Here is a 20234-nt window from a genome sequence, read left to right on the forward strand (position 1 = left end):
ATCAAATTGCAATCTATGTGTAATAATTAATGTCGCATCTTCTTGAACTTCTTCAACAGGAGGAACCTCTTCTACTAAAGGAATTTCTTCCTCGGGAATTTCAATAATTTCGTCTGCTGCTTCTTCCTCAGTAGCAGTTTCGTCTGTTGCAGTTTCTTCTGTTGCAGCTTCATCTGTTGCAGTTTCATCTGTTGCAGTTTCGTCTGTAGCAGCTTCATCTGTTGCAGTTTCATCTGTTGCAGTTTCATCTGTTGCAGTTTCGTCTGTTGCAGTTTCATCTGTTGCAGTTTCGTCTGTTGCAGTTTCATCTGTTGCAGTTTCATCTGTTGCAGTTTCGTCAGTTGCAGCTTCCTCTGTTGCAGCTTCGTCAGTTGCAGCTTCATCTGTTGCAGCTTCGTCAGTTGCAGTTTCATCTGTTGCAGCTTCATCTGTTGCAGCTTCATCTGTTGCAGCTTCGTCAGTTGCAGCTTCATCTGTTGCAACTTCATTTGTTGCAGTTTCGTCTGTAGCTTCTTCTCCAGTAGCTCCTTCGTTAGTTATTCCCTCGTTAGTTCCAGCTTCATTTGTAGCAGCTCCGTCTGTTGTAGCTCCGGATTCTGCCGTTTGACTTGTTGTGGAACCGTCTGTGTTTGCTTCAGTTGTTGTTCCGACTACTCCCTTGAAAGAAGAACTATTATCTTCTGCGAAAGCAATTACATTTGCTGTTCCTAATGCTACACATAATGTCATTGTTAATCCTAATTTAAATTTCATTTTCAATCCCTCCAGATTTTTCTTCATTTTTAATCCAACATTTTAATTGACCATATTATTTGTTTTCATACATTTTGCCAGTAAAAAACAACATATACATTCAAATATTTTGACTCCATTTTTTTTGATTTGCTTTGATTTTAACTTTTCTGGGTAACAAATTAGTTACAAAAACATAAATTTCCAATTTTTTTAATCAGTTATTTTATTTTTTTTAAGAATATTGTAAAATTCCTGTTCCGCTTTAGGAGGAAAAGCAACTGAATTCATGAAGAAAGCTTTATAAGGAATTGGCCATACAAAAAAATCTTCCCTCAAGTATATTTATGGGTAAATATCTGAAGGAAGATTATAAATAAAATACATTAAAATCATTCTAAATGAAGGTTAAATTTAGCATTGCCGTCACATCATAATTAATTTTGAGACTTTTTATTCCTGAATTAACATTTAAATAAAGATATCTTTAATTTTAAATTCTGTTGCAAATCCTTTTTTATGTATTCCACAAATTGTTTTCTTTCCTCAATAATTTTGATGTTTTGCAAATCGCTCCGCCATTGGTAATTTTCCAGTGAAGTAACGGTATTTCAAACTTTTTCTAAACTATATGGCAAAAAAACGCTAATGTTCGATGTTGCCATGTATTTTCCCTCCAAAAAAATTATTAATTCTGAAAAATATTTTATTATAACTAAAGTAATACAATTTATAAACATGTTAAACCATCGCTTCTTACAACATTGTTGACTCAAATCTTTTCTGCATTTCTGTTTTTCTTTTTCCAAATTCCCAAAGTTTAAGTTTACGGCTATTTCCGAAAAAAGATTGCTTGTTTAAATTTATTCTCCACGCAATCTTTTTCTTAATAAACCAGTCAAATAATTTGCAAAAAAACACTCCAAGTCATCGTGTTTTACAAAGGTGATTTTTTTTACTTGAAAAATAGATTATATTTTTTTAATGCTTTTAAAAATATCACTGTGTGATAATGCAGTTTCTCGCCTATAAACATAATGAATAACAAAAAAGCTATGTTTAACCTCGTTGATCAAACACAGCCTTTAAAATAATGAAAGCTGAGTGGCTTGGGTGGGGGTTTTGTAAGCCTCTACAATATCATGCATTTCATAAAGTAGTCCATACCTATCACAGTTTTTTTTAAAAACCCGCCATAATGACTCTGAATTAGGTGACCTGCATTCATAAGAATTTCCATATGCTTTAATATATTTGTCTTTCATTGCGGGAAACAATCTATCTAGTTTGTCATAAAACCATTCCCTTTGATTTTGCCTTAAGGTTACACCAAAGGCAGGGTAGATAAATTTTGCCTCATTTTTGTGGGCAAGATTTATTATTTTTGCAATATTTTTTTCTGTATCTTCTAAAAAAGGCAGCACAGGCATTAATAATATTCCCGTAAAAATTCCCTCCTGAGAAAGCATTCTAATTGTTTGGAATCGTTGAGATGAAAAGGAAACATTTGGCTCAATTTTCCTACATAATACATCATCGGCAGTTGTTATTGTTAGTTTTATTAGAACTGGAGAATGAGCAGAAATATCTTTTAATAGATCAATGTCCCTTTCAATTAGGCTGCTTTTTGTTGCAATAGCCACACCATATCCAAATCGATTTATTCTTTCCAATGCACCTCTGGTAAGGCAATATTCCTTTTCAAAGGGGTTATATGGATCGCTCATTGCGCCTAATCCCACAACGCCCCTTTTTCGTTTTGCCTTCAACTCCCGTTCCAAAAGAGCAAGGGCATTTTTCTTTGCCCGCACCTGATCAAAATGATCAATGCCATAACATGAACTTCTGCTGTCACAATAAATACAGCCATGGTTACAGCCCTTGTAAGTGTTCATGTTATAATTAGTTCCAAACCATAGATTGTTTTCAACATACCCCGATAAGATTGTTTTTGCCGGTATCCATTCCACTATAATCCCTTCTTTTTAAGAAATTTTTTAAACTTATTCTCGGAAAGGATTTCATTCGTAACAAATTCACCATGAAAGAATAAGCTGTATGTGGTAAAGGGTGATGGCGCATTTTGCGCCTGACAAACCGATTCTATTTTTCTTAGTATTACGGTTTGTCCCCCTTCTTTTGCAATTTCAGCAATTAAGGGGGCATATTTTTCTGTATGAGGACACTGGTTTGTATAATATAAAATCATGCCATCTTCTGGAATAGATGCCTCTTTACAACAAACTTTAAATTTAGGCTTCGATGCACCGTCATCAAATGGTAAATAAAGCAACTCGAAATATGGTTTTGCTGTATCACAAAGACGGAATCCTTTATACTTTAAAAACTTTGGATCTGACAAAAAGGGCATCTTTTTGATTGATGAAACAACAACCAATCCTTTTTTGTTTTGCATCTTTGCATCTGCAATGCAAGCTTCCAATAAATCATTGCCATGCCCTTTCCCTTTAAACTGCCCTGAAACCCAAAAACAGTTGATTAACATATACCCGTCTGCATGGATTGGGTACCATGCATTTTCAGCAGGGATATATTCAATAAATGCCTTTCCTCTTGCATCAAGGCGTTTAAAAGTAAGCCCATTATCGAATTGGTTTTTCATCCACGCTTTTTTCGATGAAACACAGGGATCTCCTTTTTTGTCTGAAATAGCACAACATATGTGTTCCTCATCAATGTTATCAGCATTAATGTCAATAATTTTCATAACTGTCGCTCCTTTCCCAATTAAAATCAGTAAATACCTGTTTTACCCTTATTTGAACCTCAATACTGTTTTTAACTTTGCGCTTCCGTTTTCCGCGGAACTGAGAATTCATTCCCATTGGGATTCCGTTTATCCATTGTATGCATCCCACTTCTTTAATTCAGAGAAATAAAGAAATGTATTTCTGCATTTTCCATATCACCCTCAGCCTGATATTCCTCAAAATCGCAACCATACTTTCGGTCTAAATCCATGGCCCAAAGCTTCATCCAAAATTCTTGCACTGCTTTTTGAACATGCCCTCGAACAATAAATTCAGCATATTTTCCTGCCGGTATGATTTGTGTTTCTATTTTGTCAGACGGGATTATATTCCCCTCAACCTCACAGCAAATCATCACATCATATTTTCCTTTAACACCATCTTCATAGTTTGTATAAAGACCTATTGTTTTTTCATTTTTCTTGTTGGGTATGCCTTGAAAAATGCCTTCTCCAAAAAATCTTTCCCATGCCTTACCGATTTGTCTGCTCATTTTAGGGTCATCATTACTTGTCCTAATTCTAATTCCAGCCAACTTTTTTTCTTTCAATTGAACAACTTCATATTCCATTTTCATGTGCCTCTTTTCCTATTTAATAAAAAAAGGATAGCACAATAAATGTGACATCAGCATGTCATATTAAAAATATTTTTCCAATTTTGTTCTAATAATTTTATTATAATCTTTTTTTCTTTGTCAAAAAGTAAGATGCTTTTATTCTATTGTATCATAACAAAAGATTCAAGAAATAAAAACCCTAGGACTTGGATTTTACTCTTTCCCTAGGGGTTTTATAAAACTTTATTATTAGCCTAAATTGGTATTGATCTGCAAAATCTTCACATTGGACCACATTGCTTCTGTGATGTCTCCCCCGACCCACAACCCATAAGTCCTGCAACTAAAACAAAGGCTGTAGCCGAAACTATCCATTTTACAAACATTTTTTTCATTCTACTCATCCTCCTAGTTATCATTTCCGACTTCCCACCATGGGGGCATAGATTCCCCTGTGTATGAACCATCATAGTTTTCCTCAATATAATCCTTTGGATATTCAAAAGCGGTGGCATCTGTTATTGCCTGTTGAAACTCCGTAAACTCGTAAATAACATCTTCTCTGTCTTCAAGGGAAACGACCAGCTTTTTTAGAATATTGTCCTTCATGTAAAAGCGGTATTTGTATTGCATGGTTTCGTCCTGCTCAAAGGGAAGTGAATATTCATATAGCATATACCCATCCTCTTCAATACCACGCTGTAGCAGGGTCTTTGATGCAGTAATCATTCGATAAAGTAGAAAATCCTCTGCCGGAGCTTGATAAGTTTTAATTTGTTTGCTGTCATCCAAAATGTAGCTTACCTTGCCGTCTTTCTCTATCTCCCGAACAGTGACTGCATTTCCATTCATATTCTGTGTGGTAAAACAGTCGACGGAAGCCTCTGCCTTCCTTTGAAAAAAATGTATTTCTGCCCATTGGGAATCAGAACGAGTAACCGTATAGCCAAAAGACATTTCCTCCATGTTTCCGCAAATAAAATACAGAAGCTGGTATGGCGTGATATCTTCTGCCCCATTTAAACTTGAGGAAGGTACTTTTTCATAATTCATTTCTGATGAATCATTTCTGTCATTCAATTCTGCCTGAGAAACACTTTCTTCCAATTTCCCAGTTTCTTTCGTTACACTCTGTGCTGTACATCCTGTAAATATAAAGATTAGGGCAAAAATAAAAATGTGCAATAACTTTTTTCCAGTATTCAATTTCCACTCTCCTCACTTGTGTGTTTAGTTATTCATACGTTAAATCAATAATTGCAGCTCTTTCAGCAGATGCCTTAAGGGCATAAATGGCCTCTTTGCATAACAATTTATCAGAATAGAAGACACTGCTAAAAATTCTTTCCCCTGAAAAACCAATTAACGAAAAAGAAATCCCCTCCTCTATTAACTGAATAAAAAAATAAGGCGTTTTTTCAGATGAAACTATTCGTATATCTGCAACAGGGGCCGTTTCTCTGACTTTGGCAATACACGCTTCCAGCTGGGCACGATGGGGGAAACTACAGGAAATAATATGTGCCTTTTCGTCCGTACTCCGAAAGGTAAAATAATAACTTCCTGAGGGGTTTTGCTTGATTTCAAACACTGAGCGCATATATCATCACCTGCTTTCTTAAGGCCCATAACAATATTATCCATTTAGGAGGTCACAGGAACAGTGTCTTACGTCATAAATCAAGGAATCCGGTTTTTCTTGTAAGTCACAAAAAATGCTCACCTAGGCACAATTCCGTGACATGTGTAAGCATTTTTTAGATTTCAAAAAAGAAAAAATATGCTATAATAAATGCACATATAAAAAACAGAAAGGATGAAGAAAATGGAAGTATCCGACAAACTTGCTATGGATTTTAACACAATTCTTTGCTCCCATACACTGATGCTTCTGTTGCTCATTTCCTTTAGTGCATATATTTATTTTAGGGCAAAAAAATCCCCATTACTGTATAGCTATTTATCAGTCGAGGGAATAGTTGCCCTATGGATGATTGCTAAAATTTTTAAAACCTTATCTCCTAGAGTTGAGATGAGATGGTTTTTTATTATTGTTCAATATCTTGCCATTGATTCTTTGGGAGTTTGTCTGCTTGTTTTTGCTTATATTTACAGAAAGAACAAAAAGCCTTCCAAAAAGCAGTTGATTCTATGGAGCATTCCTCCTGCCCTCTCTTTTCTCGTATTGGTATCAAACCCATTGCATATGACCTTTTATTCCTATTTTGATATTTATAAAGACCGCTTTGGCCCTGCTTTTTACGTCGCCCAAAGTGTACATTATCTTTATCTGCTGACTGGTATACTCATACTTTCTCACAGTTTTACAAAGCAACCTGGTTTTAGAGGGAAAGAAAATTTAGGAAATTTGTTTGCAGTTTTTGTGCTTTTGCCGTTATTGGGCAACGTTTACTATATTGCTTTTAAAATGAATTTGCTTCCATGGATTTTTTCATTTCCGGTGTTTGATTTCACGCCTATCGCCGCTTCAATTTCCCTCATGTTGTTCGTTATTCCTACTTTGACCTTTCGTTTTTTTGATATATCGCCTATTTCTCTGGGCAGACTTTATGACATTGTTCCTCAAGGTCTCATATTTGTAGATACGAATTTATGCTTATATGGTGGTAATCGTACTTTTTACTCAATGCTACACTTGGGAAAAAAAACAGTCTCCATTTTGCAACTACGACAACTCTCCAGTGATTTGGACGATGAAAGTATAAAATTGCTTCAAAATTTGACAAACAACAGTACGTTGTATGAAGTGGAAATCCAGTTGACCGATGGGCGTATTATCAAAGTCGAAAAACATCCCCAAAAAAATGGACATTTTTTGCTTTGCTTTTATGATATTACAGAAATTAGTCGAAACCGCATGCTCCTTACTCAACAAAATAAGGAACTTGAAGAAAAAGCCGGACTTCTAAGAAACATGGCAGATACAACAAGGGATTTAGCCATTGCCCGCACAAAAGCACAAATAGCCCAAAATGTACATGACATTCTGGGCCACAGCTTGACTGTATTAATTGGGACTGCGGAACTTGCTGCTGACAATGATGTACCGGAAGCAACACAAAAAATTAACCAAATCGAGGAATTGTTAATTTGCAGTTTAAACGATCTTAAAAACGCTTTGTTAGGAAAAGGAATGAAATGGGGAGAAACCAGTCTTATCAAAGCTATACGGCATTTGAAAAACGAAAATATACAAGTTGATCTTCAAGTCCATGGCAAAACTTACGAATTAACCGGAGAACAAACGGAGGCAATTTATCGTCTCTGTCAGGAAGGGGTTACCAATGCAATTAAGCACGGAAAAGCCAAAACCATTTATCTGATTTTACGTTTTCAGCCAAAACAAATTGAAATTTTTGCCCTTGATAACGGCACCGGATGCCAAAACATCAATAAAAATTATGGCCTTACTGGCATTGAAAGGCGAATTCAAAAGCTATCGGGTACCATCAATTTTACCAGCGATGGTGAATCTGGATTTACCATCAGAGCCACTCTTCCTAAACAAGCTCGTGATTGATTGCGAAAACAGATAATTCCGTGCGGTTGGAAAAACCGGTTTGGGAGAGTAACCTTGTCACTTTATTCTTTATGGTGCCTTCGCTGTAGTTCAAAGCAAGCCCAATATCACGGTTTGACTTACCTTGTACAATTAATTGTAAAATTTTAATATCCACAGCATCAAAGAGCATATTGTCTATTTGCACTTTCTTGTTTTTCTCACTACAGGCATCTAAAACTGCGGAACGTAGGAATCCATACACCCCTCTGTGAAACAGCACCATGCCATGATAAATACATTTAAGTGAGATAATCAGAATTTCCGGCTTCATATCCTTAATCAAATAGCCATCAGCACCAAGTTGTATGGCAGATTTGATATTTTCATCATCTTCAAAGGTAGTCAACATAACCACCTTAATTTGGGGCCATCTGGTTTTGATTTCCTTTAAGGCTTCGATTCCCCCTTTGCCAGGCATTCCAATATCCAAAAGGACAATGTCCGGTTTTTCCATGCGACAATTTTGTAAAACCTCGTAACCATCAGCACAGGAAGCAACGATTTTCAGTTCACCATCTCGCTTTAACATTTCCTCCAACATAGACCGAAACAGCAAATGATCATCTGCAATTAGAATACGAATCATTCTTTCCCTTCCTTTCCCGCTATTTTCCCTACAGTACTGCGTACTTTTTCATAAATTTGCCGTAGTTGGGCAGCAAATTCCTTCATCACAATTTGGTATGAACCATCCTGAAGGCAATTCTGTTTTATTTCATGAATAAATGGAAGTACCTTCTCAATATCTATAATGACTGTTTCCTGCACATGGGAAAGAATTTGCAAGCGCTCTTTTTCTGCTTCCAATTCTCCCGCAGCAATAATATATTTGGACAACCTTTCGTTAGCTAATATGAATGCTTTATTCTGCTCCCGCAGCATCTTTTCTGTATTTTTGACTACAGTAACATCTTCAAGAACTGCCGTATAAGCAAGGCAACTATCACCTAAAACAACGGGAGTTAATTTAAAAATTACATTCGTTTTAACCCAATCAAAATACAATTCGCATCCCTGCGTATCTGAGATATTATTAAGGGGGATCACCCCTTCCTCCCTTGGAAGGCAATGTTCTTTTAAGAAAACATAAAGCTCTTCTGCTGTACTGACATTTCCAAATAAGCTATGATATTTTTCCGGGTGGTTGATATGTAAGATAGCACCCTCTCCATCAATGACAAAGACAAGATCATCGATGTTTTTTAGTGCATCAGGTACGCTATGGGGCAAGTTTCTTAAACTATACTTTTTTTTGAATAGAAAAGCAAAGATAACACCGCTAAAAATTGTAGCTGCTGCAAATAAAAGAAATATTATTGAAAGAACATGGTATTTTTCGGCTATTGGATGAGCAAAAACTGCAACACGCATCATATAAAAAATCAAGCTGAATACAGAAAACAAAGAAAAAATATGAATGCAAATTGTAATATGGTTTCTTTTGTGCCTTGCCAATAAAAACATATTAATAAGACAAAAACCTGCGATTACAATAACTGTTATAACTGCAATAAAAAACGGATAAAATCCAAGCGTTCTCATCATGTGCATTCCCCTTGCATAAAATGCATTATTGTTAATATTTACGGCATATAAAAGTTGATTTACCCTTGGCACTTTTTTTCATAAAGGAAACCATAATTTCTTTTTTAATTATACCATATATAAATATTTTTTTGCATAATTTATTTAATTTTTTTTCTGGAATGCATACTCAAAAACATGCTAAATGCACACCCTTGTATCGTTGTCTCTGCCTTTTCTCGAATCATTGCTGCGGTTGTTGTCTGCACCATGGTCAATGCTATGCCAAAACAAGATATAGAATAAAAAACGGAATAATCCCATACCAATGGCCAACGCAACAAAGGCAAAAGACAAGCCGCAAGATCCTTCCTTGGCTTTGGAAACCACCCCAAGCTCCCATTGCCATACCACCAACAGCCATCCCGGCAAAACTAACTAACTCTACCGCAGTAAGTTACCAATAGGTGTCACCGTAAACACGGCTAACCAAAAGCTGCGCAAGGAAACCTGCGGGAATGCGTATATAGGACAAAAGACCAATCCCTACCACTGTCGTAAGTTGTCTGCGTCAGGCATAATCATGAGTGGTCATGACAAAAGTTTCTGTAACCATTGCGTGAAGGTGGTATTTGTAATAATGGACAGCGTTTGCTACCATATCTAAATTCAATTTTCCATCCATATGATTCTCAATAAAACGAATCCCAGTTTCAATGTTAACTATCGTTGGATTTTTCAATTATCTATCCCCCCTTATGCAATATTTCAGTTGTAGCGGCACCCTATAACTTATAGCTCTATGTAAGATATGAAGCTATTATCTTTCAATCTTGATCTTTTAAAATATCAAAAAAAACACTTTTATTTTATTATTTGGGGGATAAATAGCTTTAAAATTTTATGTATTAACCATAAGCTTAACCATGACAGAACTACGTTAAAATAAAAAAATGATACAGTGCTACTATTTTACTATATTTCCACAGGAAAGGACATGTTGATATTAGATTCCAAATTTCCTCACTGGACACAACCTCAACCTCATATCATAGGCTTCAAAAATATCTTTAACACAGTAATGAAAATGGCATGATACAGACTAAAGGATACCCTAAGTCAATATCATGCCATTTATGTGAAGTGTATAACAAACTATTTTAAAGCACTGGCTAAGGCGTTATTTACGGCGTTTTTAATTCCATTTGAAGTAAAGGTTGCACCTGTAACGATGTCTACATCCGTACTTTGTGCTGCAACAATTTCCTGAGGAATAACCTGTATGGGTTCACCATAAAAGCGCTCGTTTTTCTCATTATGAGCAACCACCTCTATGGATGCAATATAACCATTTTCTATCACTACTTCAACGGTCAATCCCGGACGATACCCATCCGCTGTACCAGTATAAGTGCCATCGCTATATGGTCCTGGTGTGGAAGTTACAGTATCATCAGAAACATCAGAATCAGTAATGCTTTCGTTGGAGGCTCCATTTGTGGTGTCTTCATTTGCAAATGTTTTATCATCAACAACAGTCTCGGTTTCGCTTATAGATGCATCGTCAAAATCATCGTTGGCTCCAGATTCTTCAACATCATTGGAAATTAAATTTGTTTCATTTTCACCTATTTCTTCAGGTACTGATGAGGAAATACCCCCGAGAGAAGGGTCATTTTTCAGAGTATTTTTTATACCATCCACTCCTACAAAACCTCCAACCTCAACAATATGAAGGATGAGAAGAACAAAAGCCAATATCGTTAGAAAACGGTGGAGTTTTATCCATGTGGTTCCTTTTGAAAAAATCTTTCTTAGCATAAAGCTGAGTCCAAGGAGGATGAAAACTACAACAAGAATGGTTCCAAAGTTAAAACTCAACACATGAAAACTTGATAAAATTCCATGGAGCAGACCGGTAAAGATAACTAAAATACCCATCCATCTATGATGTTTTCGTAAACGTTTATTCCATTTTTTTAAAGTTTGGTTTTTGTTATCAAATAAATATTTGTTTCCTATTCGCAATAGGTATATGATGGATAAGGCAACCATCAGTCCCACACTAATCCACGCCAGTGTAACATTTAAAAGCAGTAGCATATAACCTCCTATTATCCTGTATCTCAAATAAATATGTATTCTTTTCTGTTATGGTGCAAGTATGCCATATCAAGCTTAAATTAAACTTAAACAGATCTTAATTTTTAAAAAACCCCCTTTTTTATTTTTATGGTACATTATACTAAATAAGTAGTTGAAAGTAAAATTTAGATTGATTTGTGATTATACCACCTATTTAAAAAAACAATGCAGTAAGATCTGCTGTTTGCACACCAACATACGCCTTTAATATAATAACAATTTTTTTGTCTGTTTGTGACAAAATTCCCAATCCTTTATTTAAATGAAAAAAGGAGCATTTCTAATCCAATTGATGCACGTATATGTTGATAAATCATTAACTACAATCAAATTACGAAACACGTAACATAAAATTATGAATGTAAAAAAACAAAGACCCACAAGATTAATTGGAGTCTTTGTTTTCCTTATATTTCAATACAAATTATGCACCCATAAACAATTTAATATCATCATCAATTTGTCCAACACCTGCAATCCCAAATTTTTCAACCAGTACCTTTGCCACATTTGGAGATAAGAATGCGGGCAAAGTAGGACCAAGGTGGATATTTTTAACGCCTAAAGAAAGCAATGCCAGCAGTACTATTACCGCTTTCTGCTCGTACCAAGCAATATTATATGCAATGGGAAGTTCATTCACGTCTTCAAGCCCAAAGATTTCTTTCAGCTTTAGGGCAATGACTACAAGGGAGTAGGAGTCATTACACTGACCGGCATCCAGAACTCTTGGAATGCCTCCAATATCACCTAAATTCAATTTGTTGTAACGATATTTTGCACATCCCGCAGTGAGGATGACGGTGTCTTTTGGCAAATTCTCTGCAAATTCAGTATAGTACTCACGGGATTTCATTCTGCCATCGCATCCTGCCATTACAAAAAACTTCTTAATTGCCCCTGATTTTACTGCATCCACAACTTTATCTGCTAGGGTAAAAACTTGATTATGGGCAAACCCGCCAACAATACTACCGGATTCAATTTCTGTAGGAGGTTTACACTGTTTTGCCATTTCAATTACTTCAGAAAAATCTTTTTTCCCATTTTCATCTGGTGTAATGTGAATGCATCCGGGATAGCCCGAAGCCCCTGAAGTAAAGATTCTTTTTCTGATTTCCTCGCTTCTGGGAGGAACGATGCAATTTGTTGTAAAAAGAATGGGTCCGTTAAATGTTTCAAATTCCGTTAACTGTTGCCACCAAGAACCACCGTAGTTTCCTGCAAAATTCTCATATTTTTTAAACACAGGATAATAGTGGGCAGGAAGCATTTCACAGTGGGTATAGACATCAACGCCTGTGCCTTTTGTTTGTTCCAGCAATTGTTCCAAATCGGTCAAATCATGGCCGGAGATTAAAATACCTGGGTTGTTGCGAACTCCAATGTTTACATTGGTAATTTCAGGATTTCCATATTTTGATGTATTGGCATCATCTAATAAAGCCAAAGCCTTTACACCAAATTCCCCTGTTTTTAATGTCAGCGCCACAAGATCGTCCGCCGATAAAGAATCATCTAGGGTTGAAGCAAGTGCTTCATATATAAATGCATAAATATCAAGGTCTTCTTTACCAATATTAAGGGCGTGATGTGTATATGCCGCCATTCCTTTCAAACCGTAAATAATCATTTCTCTAAGAGAACGAATATCTTCATTTTCAGTGGAAAGCACACCCACCTTTGAAGCTTTTTCTAACATAGACGCTCTATCGGTTACTTCAAATTCTGCTGCATCACCAAAAGTAATGTTTGAAACTTGTCCTTTCAATTCATTTCTAAGGCCTATCGTTTTGATAATTTCTCTTTCAATCGCGTTATCATCAAAATTTGCATTTGTAATGGTAATAAAAAGACTTTTTATAACTTGGTGATTCACCTCACTGATGGATTTCACCTCCAGCTTTCCTTTTACCACAATTTCGGAAATTCCTTTTGAAACATAAATCAGCAAATCCTGCAATTTTGCAACTTCCTCATTTTTGCCGCATACCCCTCTTACCTGGCATCCGGTGCCTTTTGCTGCTTCTTGACATTGATAACAAAACATACTCATTGTTGTTCCCTCCTTTTTGTTATTTTTAACAACTTCAAATTCATCTTTCCCATAAAACAAATGGGGCAAACCCAGTCATCCGGAATATTTTATAAATATCCTCAATCATTTGAAACACTAAACATTAGTGTAGTCTCTGAAACAACTGGATTTCTTATTCAATATTTAAGCAATTCTGAAAAATTATTGATGACTAAATTATAAAGGCATTAAAAAAATATGTATGTTGTTTTTACAACGTTTTTCATTTTTCTAGAATTATTTTCTAATAATTCCTGTTGTTTAAATACAGGAGTAAATTTGTATGCTACCTTATATTTATTTTTTAATAGAACAACGATAGAAATCATGGGGTTTCAAACGTTATATGAGTTATTAATAGGGGTTGAAAAAGTTGTGGCATAGATAAGAGCTATGGTATAGTAATATGGAAAATTTTGCTTTAAAATTAGATTTATACAATCGGTCTATTTATATTTAGGAGGTTTTACAATGAATTCATGGAAGAATTATATTTGGAAGGTGCCTTTGTATTGTTGGATTGCAGGTATCATTGATTTTCATCTTTCCCTTAGAATGCTATCTTGGACACTCCTACGTTTGCCGGATGGAACAATTACATCAGATAACACAAAATCCATCATTGTATATGCCATTATTTTTATGGTATCTTTTTTCATCGGTGGATTTGTTTTTTTTCGCAAAATGACAAAAAAAGAAATATTTTATTCGACTTCTGTTTTAACAGTATACGGCATACTATTGGCATTGGTACAAAAGATGTTCCACATAACCAGTGGCTTTGCCGTTATGTGGATGCTCCATTTATGGCAACCATTTGAAATGTTTAGCTTTTTTTCGCAACTTCTTTCAAATTTAGGTGTTAACTTATGGGTTGTAATTTTTATTGAGATATTTACACCATATTTATTTATTTTCTTTGGGAAGAAGAAAATTTTTACTGCTGTTTTTTAAATGAGCCTATTTTATTAATAAATTCCTGAAAATATTTAAGCTAACATCTTGTTTTTAATTATTTTTATAAAAAAGCCACCCTGCTAGCATGAAATTTCAGGTTAGCAGAGCGGCTTTCTTTAGTTATAAAATTATAGCCAATAACAGAAAATTTTCATTATATTGCCTCGTGGAATGTTCTTTTGATTACTTCCAACTGTTGGTCACGAGTAAGTCTGTTAAAGTTTACTGCATAACCGGAGACACGAATTGTAAGTGTAGGATATTTCCCGGGATTTTCCATGGCATCAATCAAAATATCCTTGTTCATTACATTTACATTCAGATGGTGCGCGCCTTGGTAGAAATACCCATCCAAAATATGAACAAGATTTTCAATTCGCTGTGTTTCTTCTTTTCCCAGAGCGTCAGGCACGATGGAGAATGTATTGGAAACACCATCCTGGCAAACATTTCTATAAGGAATCTTTGCAACAGAGTTTAAAGATGCAAGCGCTCCGTTTTCATCCCGTCCATGCATAGGGTTTGCTCCCGGCGCAAGAGGTTCTCCGTATTTTCTACCATCAGGTGTTGTCCCTGTTTTTTTACCATACATAACATTGCTTGTTATGGTAAGTGCTGACAATGTATGTTTTGCGTTACGGTAAATAGGATGTTTCTTCAATGCATCGGAGAAATAAGTTGCAACTTCAACGGCAATATCATCTACCCTATCATCGTCGTTACCGTATTTAGGGAAATCCCCCTCAACTTTAAAGTCTACTGTCACACCGTGTTCATCACGAACGGGAGTAACCTTTGCATATTTAATTGCGGAAAGAGAGTCTGCTGCCACAGAGATGCCTGCAATCCCGAAAGCGGTGAGACGTTCCACATTAGCATCATGCAATGCCATCTGACTTGCTTCATAGGCATATTTGTCATGCATATAATGGATAATATTGATACTGTCTACATATAACTCTGCTACATAGTCTAACACTTTTTTGTAACGCTCAAACACCTCATGAAAGTCTAAAACGTCCCCTTTAATCGGCTCAATATTGGGTACAACCGCAACTTTTTGCAATTCGTCCATGCCGCCATTCATTGCCAAAAGGAGAGATTTTGCAATATTTGCCCTGGCACCGAAAAATTGCATTTGCTTACCTACACGCATAGCAGATACACAGCAGGAGATTGCATAATCATCCCCATACAAAGGACGCATAATATCATCATTCTCATACTGGATAGAATCTGTTTCAATACTCATTTTTGCACAATAATCTTTAAAAGCATCGGGCAAATCTCTACTCCAAAGAACAGTCATATTTGGTTCAGGAGCAGTTCCCAAATTAGTCAGGGTGTGCAAATAGCGGAAAGAATTTTTGGTAACCAGAGGTTCGCCAGTTATACTGGTTCCACCAATGGCCTCAGTGATCCATGTAGGGTCGCCGCCAAACAATTCATTGTATTCCGGTGTTCTCAAGTGACGCACCAATCTTAACTTGATGATAAACTGGTCAATCAATTCCTGTGCTTCTTTTTCTGTAATAACGCCGTTTTTCAAATCTCTTTCGATATAAATATCCAAAAATGTAGAGGTACGTCCCAAAGATATTGCCGCACCGTTGTTTTCTTTTACACCGGCAAGATAAGCCATATACAAAAATTGTACTGCTTCTTGGGCATTTTTTGCAGGGTTGCTAATATCAACGCCATATTTTAAAGCCATAGATTTCATTTCTTCTAAAGCTCTGATCTGCATGCTCAATTCTTCTCTTGTACGAATGCGCTCATCCGTCATTGGGCCATCAAAATCCGCCAATTCTTTTTCTTTTTCCTGCATCAAAAAGTCCACACCATACAAAGAAACCCTTCTGTAATCGCCAATTACACGGCCACGTCCGTAAGCGTCAGGAAGACCTGTAAGCAAACCAACGTGTCTTGCAACTTTTGTTCTTTGTGGGTAAGCGTCAAAAACACCTTCATTGTGTGTTTTTCTGTAGGAATGAAAATCCTTTTCCACCTGGGGATTTAATTGATAGCCATACTGCTCTAAAGCACTGGTAGCCATCTTTAAGCCACCATATAAATTTACGATTCTTTTTAAAGGTGCATCTGTCTGTAAACCAAATACCACCTCGTTTTCTTTATCAATATAGCCAGGTGCAAAATTATCTATCCCGGAAATAATATTTGTTTCAACATCCAAAATACCGGTTTTCATTTCTTCAACAATTAATTCATGAGACTTGTCCCAAACTTTTTTTGTTCTTTCCGTAACGCCTTCTAAAAAGGAATCATCGCCTTCATAAAGAGAATAATTTTTTTGAATAAAATTACGAACATCAATTTCTTCTGTCCATTTTCCTGCTTGAAACCCCTGCCATGCCAATGTATTCATTTTATCAATCCTTTCTTGATCCTTTGGATACAATATCTATAATCATGTCCTGAAGCTGTGTTGTTTTCTCTTTACTCATAGGCAACATATCTTTTAAAGGATAATTTATGCCCATGACTTTGTACTTCTCAACACCTAAAGTGTGGTAAGGAAGTAATTCCACTTTTTCTATATTGGGAATTTTCTTAATAAATTCCCCTAATCCTTTGATATGTTCTTCGTCATCCGTCAGATTCGGTACAACTACATGGCGAATCCAAAGAGAAGTTCCATGTTCTTTCACCGCATCTAAAAACGCTGTGGGAAAAGAAATATCCCCGCCTGTCAACTCGTTGTATTCTTGCGGCAAATAATGTTTTAAATCCAGTATTACCAAATCAGTATAATCTAAAAGTTCCTGATAATTTCCATATCCATACCCGGCTGTATCAAGACAAGTAGATATATTTTCTTTTTTGCAGGCTTTGAATAGTTCTGTTAAAAATTCAATCTGTAACAGCGGCTCCCCACCGGAACAGGTTATGCCACCTGTATCCCCATAGTAAGGCTGGAATCGTCGTAACATTTTCATTATTTCATTTACGTCCATTTCTTTGCCGGATTGCAACTGCCAAGTGTCTGGATTATGACAATACTTGCAACGAAGTTTGCACCCTTGAAAAAAGAGTACCGTTCGTATTCCGGGGCCATCTACCAATCCCATAGACTCAACAGAGTGAATTTTACCTTTTTGCACACAATCACCTCTTTCTAATTCAAAATTTGAAAAAGAAAAAGCCGAGAATCCGGGCTTTTTCTGCCCAGACGGTCGGCTTGTTTTAGCGATTATACTTCACGTGGTTAAACCCACTGTTCCGTCAGTCATATAATCTATGCTCTGATTTTAGCATGAGTTTTTTCCGTTGTCAATTAGTATTTTTTATTTTATTTTACAAAAATTAATACAATATATTGTGGTTTAAAACAATTTCAAGTCAACATGGCCTTCAATGCCATGATTCTTTTTTCTATCTCCTTTGCAGTTGCAATGAAATGTTCGTCTGATTGCCCTGTGGGGTCAGGAAGTTCCCAGTTATCATTAAAAGGTTTGCCAATATAAGGGCACCCCACATCACATCCCATTGAGATTGCAACATCCGGTATGGGAACCTCATCAATCAACTTGGAATGCTGTGTTTTTTCCATATCAATACCATATAACTGTTTTATAATGCGCACTGCATCCTGGTTTATTTGTGGCTTTGTTTCCGTGCCGGCAGAATAACTTTCAAATACATCCGGTGCCAAATGCTTCCCAAGGGCTTCAGCCATTTGACTGCGACAAGAATTGTGGATACAGATAAAGGCTACTTTTTTCATTTTGAACCTCTTACTTTCTGCAAAATTGCTATTACCTCATCCTTTTTTAATACCTTGCCATAAGAAGCTACTTTTCCATCCACAACCAAGGCCGGGGTACTCATTACACCGTAGGCTGCTATTTTTTCAAAATCGGTGACGTGTTCAATGGATGCATCCATGCCTAGCTCCGTTAATGCCTCAACCGCTGCACTTTCCAGCTGATTGCATTTTGCACAGCCTGAACCAAGCACCTTAACCCCTGATGTCTCTTTTGTTTCATCTGCTTTTGCCATTGGCTTAGGGGTACAATTACCACCACAGGAACAGCCCCCTGCGTTTACTTCTTCTTTTTTCTTTCCAAAACCAAACAATCCCATATTCAACCTCCTACATAAATAAAAATTCAAATCCGTTAAACAGATATCCTACACTAATAATTCCTATGGTACATATTGCAATAAATGTTCCCAATAGTTTCGGCTTAATGGCTTTTCTAAGCATAATCATAGACGGTAGGCTAAGTGTTGTAACCGCCATCATAAATGCAAGAATTGTTCCAAGCTGCGCGCCTTTATAAAGAAGTGCCTCTGCAACAGGAATTGTTCCGAATATATCTGCATACATGGGAACACCGATCATAGTTGCCAAGACAACACCAAAGGGGTTATTGCTACCGAGAATCATTTCTACCCAGCTTTGAGGTACCCAGTTATGAATCAAAGCGCCGATACCCACTCCAATTAAAATATATGGAAGTACTTTTTTAAAAGTAGACGTCATCTGCTCTTTTGCATAGGTCATTCTTTCCCTTTTGGTAAGTGTAGGAGAATCAATATCAATGGTACTTGCATTTCGTATAAAATCTTCCACATACTCCTCCATATGCAGTTTCTCAATCAGGCTACCGCCAATAACAGCGATGACCAAACCCACCACTACATAAACCACAGCTACCTTGGTTCCAAAAATACTCATCAGCAGAATTAAACTGCCAAGGTCAACCATAGGCGATGAAATCAAAAAGGAAAATGTAACTCCAAGGGGTAATCCCGCACTGGTAAAGCCAATAAACAGTGGAATGGAAGAACAAGAGCAAAACGGTGTTACTGTCCCAAGGAGTGCCGCAATGCAGTTTGCCCATATTCCATGAAATCTTCCCATGATTTTCTTACTGCGTTCCGGAGGGAAATAGCTTTGAATATACGAAATCCCAAAAATAAGTACACACAGAAGAATGGTAATTTTAATTACGTCATAAAGGAAAAACTGGACGCTTCCACCAATCTTGGTTTCAATATCCAACCCCAATGAGGTAATGAGATTCCCAAGTAACCCATTTAACCACTTCATTGCCAATACTTGATTTTGAATAAAATCCCAAATCATTTACATTCACACCTGCCTTCCTTACAGCAAGAAAGTCCACCGATAAATTCCTTAAAGGTCTTTAATGTATCACAATTCAAGAAATAATGACTCCATTTCCCTTCTTTTCGGCTCTCCACCAATCCGCACTCACAAAGCACTTTCATATGATGAGATAAAGTGGGCTGTGTAATCTCAAACTGTTCAAGCAACATACATCCGCATTTTTCTCCGTCCGACAACATCTGCACAATTTGCAGACGGTTGGAATCACTGAGGGCTTTGCAGATCAAAGCAACATCAATTGTATTCATAAAAACACCTCACATAGATAGTCGTCTATATGATCATCTTACACCTCACATAGATAGTTGTCAATATGTTTATATATATATTTAATAAATTATAGAAGATTCCTCTTTTTTCATAAATTAAACCCTCTGCAACTTACCGCAAACAAGATGCCAGCCCTAAAGCAGTTCCTGTTTTAAAGTTAATTTACCAACAATTCCATAGCCTAAAGCACCTAAAAAATTTTATGCAAAAGAAATAGACGTAAAGAACATAACCTTTACGCCTTATTCCAATAGTAAAAATACACTATTTTCTTAATTTTATTAGAATTGGCTTCTACCAGTGTTTATTTCCTTTAAATCGTTAACAGGAGGCAAACAACTATGATTGTGACATACATAGTAAGTCGTTTTATCATGAATCATTGTGTATTCCCCTGTAGGCTTATCTAAAACTTTTATGATACAATCCAAAGGAACCAGAAAAGGCAGTTCTTTCAA

21 protein-coding genes and 1 riboswitch are annotated in these 20234 nt (G+C 36.3%); of the genes, 2 read left to right on the top strand and 19 right to left on the bottom strand.

The genetic code is table 11. The annotated features are described in order from the left end of the window. The 7 genes from P9Q65_RS10880 to P9Q65_RS10910 all read right to left on the bottom strand — a co-directional run. A partial coding sequence (locus P9Q65_RS10880; RefSeq protein ID WP_304509449.1) for a hypothetical protein occupies positions 1 to 753 on the bottom strand: 753 nt, incomplete at its 3' end. A 1064-nt stretch (positions 754 to 1817) separates the two neighbouring features. Further along, positions 1818 to 2702, bottom strand: coding sequence for an SPL family radical SAM protein (locus P9Q65_RS10885; protein WP_304509450.1), 885 nt, complete (start codon positions 2700 to 2702; stop codon positions 1818 to 1820). Beyond that, positions 2702 to 3460 (bottom strand): YoaP domain-containing protein, encoded by a 759-nt coding sequence (locus tag P9Q65_RS10890; protein WP_304509451.1) that lies wholly within the window; start codon positions 3458 to 3460, stop codon positions 2702 to 2704. Before P9Q65_RS10890 ends, P9Q65_RS10885 begins: the two co-directional genes overlap by 1 nt. A 155-nt stretch (positions 3461 to 3615) precedes the next feature. Then, on the bottom strand, positions 3616 to 4074 hold the full coding sequence (locus P9Q65_RS10895) for a GyrI-like domain-containing protein (protein ID WP_304509452.1): 459 nt from the start codon (positions 4072 to 4074) through the stop codon (positions 3616 to 3618). 269 nt (positions 4075 to 4343) lie between these two features. Further along, the gene (locus tag P9Q65_RS10900) at positions 4344 to 4466 is read right to left on the bottom strand and encodes a hypothetical protein (protein ID WP_304509453.1); all 123 of its coding nucleotides are present in this window, start codon (positions 4464 to 4466) and stop codon (positions 4344 to 4346) included. 4 nt (positions 4467 to 4470) lie between these two features. After that, positions 4471 to 5268: a hypothetical protein gene (locus P9Q65_RS10905; protein WP_304509454.1), complete on the bottom strand. Its 798-nt coding sequence runs from the start codon at positions 5266 to 5268 to the stop codon at positions 4471 to 4473. A 28-nt stretch (positions 5269 to 5296) separates the two neighbouring features. Beyond that, positions 5297 to 5662 carry a hypothetical protein gene (locus P9Q65_RS10910; protein WP_304509455.1) on the bottom strand — a complete coding sequence of 122 codons (366 nt, stop codon included), beginning with the start codon at positions 5660 to 5662 and terminating at the stop codon, positions 5297 to 5299. A 225-nt stretch (positions 5663 to 5887) separates the two neighbouring features. Here P9Q65_RS10910 and P9Q65_RS10915 point away from each other — a divergent pair, with 225 nt between their 5' ends. After that, a complete protein-coding gene (locus P9Q65_RS10915; protein WP_304509456.1) occupies positions 5888 to 7603 on the top strand; it encodes a histidine kinase N-terminal 7TM domain-containing protein in 1716 nt (571 codons plus the stop codon). On the opposite strand, the gene P9Q65_RS10920 is transcribed toward P9Q65_RS10915, so the two are convergent. From P9Q65_RS10920 to hcp, 6 genes are all read right to left on the bottom strand, one after another. Further along, the gene (locus P9Q65_RS10920) at positions 7584 to 8231 is read right to left on the bottom strand and encodes a response regulator transcription factor (protein WP_304509457.1); all 648 of its coding nucleotides are present in this window, start codon (positions 8229 to 8231) and stop codon (positions 7584 to 7586) included. The genes P9Q65_RS10915 and P9Q65_RS10920 overlap by 20 nt on opposite strands. Beyond that, positions 8228 to 9190 carry a hypothetical protein gene (locus tag P9Q65_RS10925; RefSeq protein ID WP_304509458.1) on the bottom strand — a complete coding sequence of 321 codons (963 nt, stop codon included), beginning with the start codon at positions 9188 to 9190 and terminating at the stop codon, positions 8228 to 8230. Before P9Q65_RS10925 ends, P9Q65_RS10920 begins: the two co-directional genes overlap by 4 nt. 180 nt (positions 9191 to 9370) lie before the next feature. Continuing rightward, positions 9371 to 9583, bottom strand: coding sequence for a hypothetical protein (locus tag P9Q65_RS10930; RefSeq protein ID WP_304509459.1), 213 nt, complete (start codon positions 9581 to 9583; stop codon positions 9371 to 9373). Between the two features lie 157 nt (positions 9584 to 9740). Further along, positions 9741 to 9911 (bottom strand): hypothetical protein, encoded by a 171-nt coding sequence (locus P9Q65_RS10935; RefSeq protein ID WP_304509460.1) that lies wholly within the window; start codon positions 9909 to 9911, stop codon positions 9741 to 9743. Between the two features lie 413 nt (positions 9912 to 10324). Beyond that, complete coding sequence (locus tag P9Q65_RS10940) at positions 10325 to 11272, bottom strand: FMN-binding protein (protein WP_304509461.1); 948 nt, start codon at positions 11270 to 11272, stop codon at positions 10325 to 10327. Between the two features lie 466 nt (positions 11273 to 11738). Then, positions 11739 to 13370, bottom strand: a complete 1632-nt coding sequence (hcp, locus tag P9Q65_RS10945) for a hydroxylamine reductase (protein WP_304509462.1) — start codon at positions 13368 to 13370, stop codon at positions 11739 to 11741. Between the two features lie 492 nt (positions 13371 to 13862). Here hcp and P9Q65_RS10950 point away from each other — a divergent pair, with 492 nt between their 5' ends. Continuing rightward, positions 13863 to 14345, top strand: a complete 483-nt coding sequence (locus tag P9Q65_RS10950) for a hypothetical protein (RefSeq protein WP_304509463.1) — start codon at positions 13863 to 13865, stop codon at positions 14343 to 14345. A 157-nt stretch (positions 14346 to 14502) separates the two neighbouring features. Here P9Q65_RS10950 and pflB read toward each other — a convergent pair whose 3' ends face one another. From pflB to P9Q65_RS10980, 6 genes are all read right to left on the bottom strand, one after another. Further along, a complete protein-coding gene (pflB, locus tag P9Q65_RS10955) occupies positions 14503 to 16734 on the bottom strand; it encodes a formate C-acetyltransferase (protein WP_304509464.1) in 2232 nt (743 codons plus the stop codon). A gap of 4 nt (positions 16735 to 16738) precedes the next feature. Beyond that, positions 16739 to 17470: a pyruvate formate-lyase-activating protein gene (pflA, locus tag P9Q65_RS10960; protein ID WP_304509465.1), complete on the bottom strand. Its 732-nt coding sequence runs from the start codon at positions 17468 to 17470 to the stop codon at positions 16739 to 16741. Between the two features lie 55 nt (positions 17471 to 17525). Beyond that, a riboswitch (ZMP/ZTP riboswitch) is annotated at positions 17526 to 17609 on the bottom strand. A gap of 94 nt (positions 17610 to 17703) precedes the next feature. After that, entirely contained in the window at positions 17704 to 18093 is a 390-nt protein-coding gene (locus P9Q65_RS10965; protein ID WP_304509466.1) for an arsenate reductase ArsC, read from the bottom strand. Further along, positions 18090 to 18452 carry a thioredoxin family protein gene (locus P9Q65_RS10970; protein WP_304509467.1) on the bottom strand — a complete coding sequence of 121 codons (363 nt, stop codon included), beginning with the start codon at positions 18450 to 18452 and terminating at the stop codon, positions 18090 to 18092. The genes P9Q65_RS10965 and P9Q65_RS10970 overlap by 4 nt, the downstream gene beginning before the upstream one ends. Before the next feature lie 10 nt (positions 18453 to 18462). Further along, positions 18463 to 19461: a permease gene (locus P9Q65_RS10975; protein ID WP_304509468.1), complete on the bottom strand. Its 999-nt coding sequence runs from the start codon at positions 19459 to 19461 to the stop codon at positions 18463 to 18465. Continuing rightward, positions 19458 to 19754, bottom strand: a complete 297-nt coding sequence (locus P9Q65_RS10980) for an ArsR/SmtB family transcription factor (RefSeq protein ID WP_304509469.1) — start codon at positions 19752 to 19754, stop codon at positions 19458 to 19460. Before P9Q65_RS10980 ends, P9Q65_RS10975 begins: the two co-directional genes overlap by 4 nt. Positions 19755 to 20234 lie beyond the last annotated feature (480 nt).

It is taken from the genome of Anaerotignum sp. (genome assembly GCF_030625865.1).
In the GTDB taxonomy this organism is placed as follows: domain Bacteria; phylum Bacillota; class Clostridia; order Lachnospirales; family Anaerotignaceae; genus Chakrabartyella.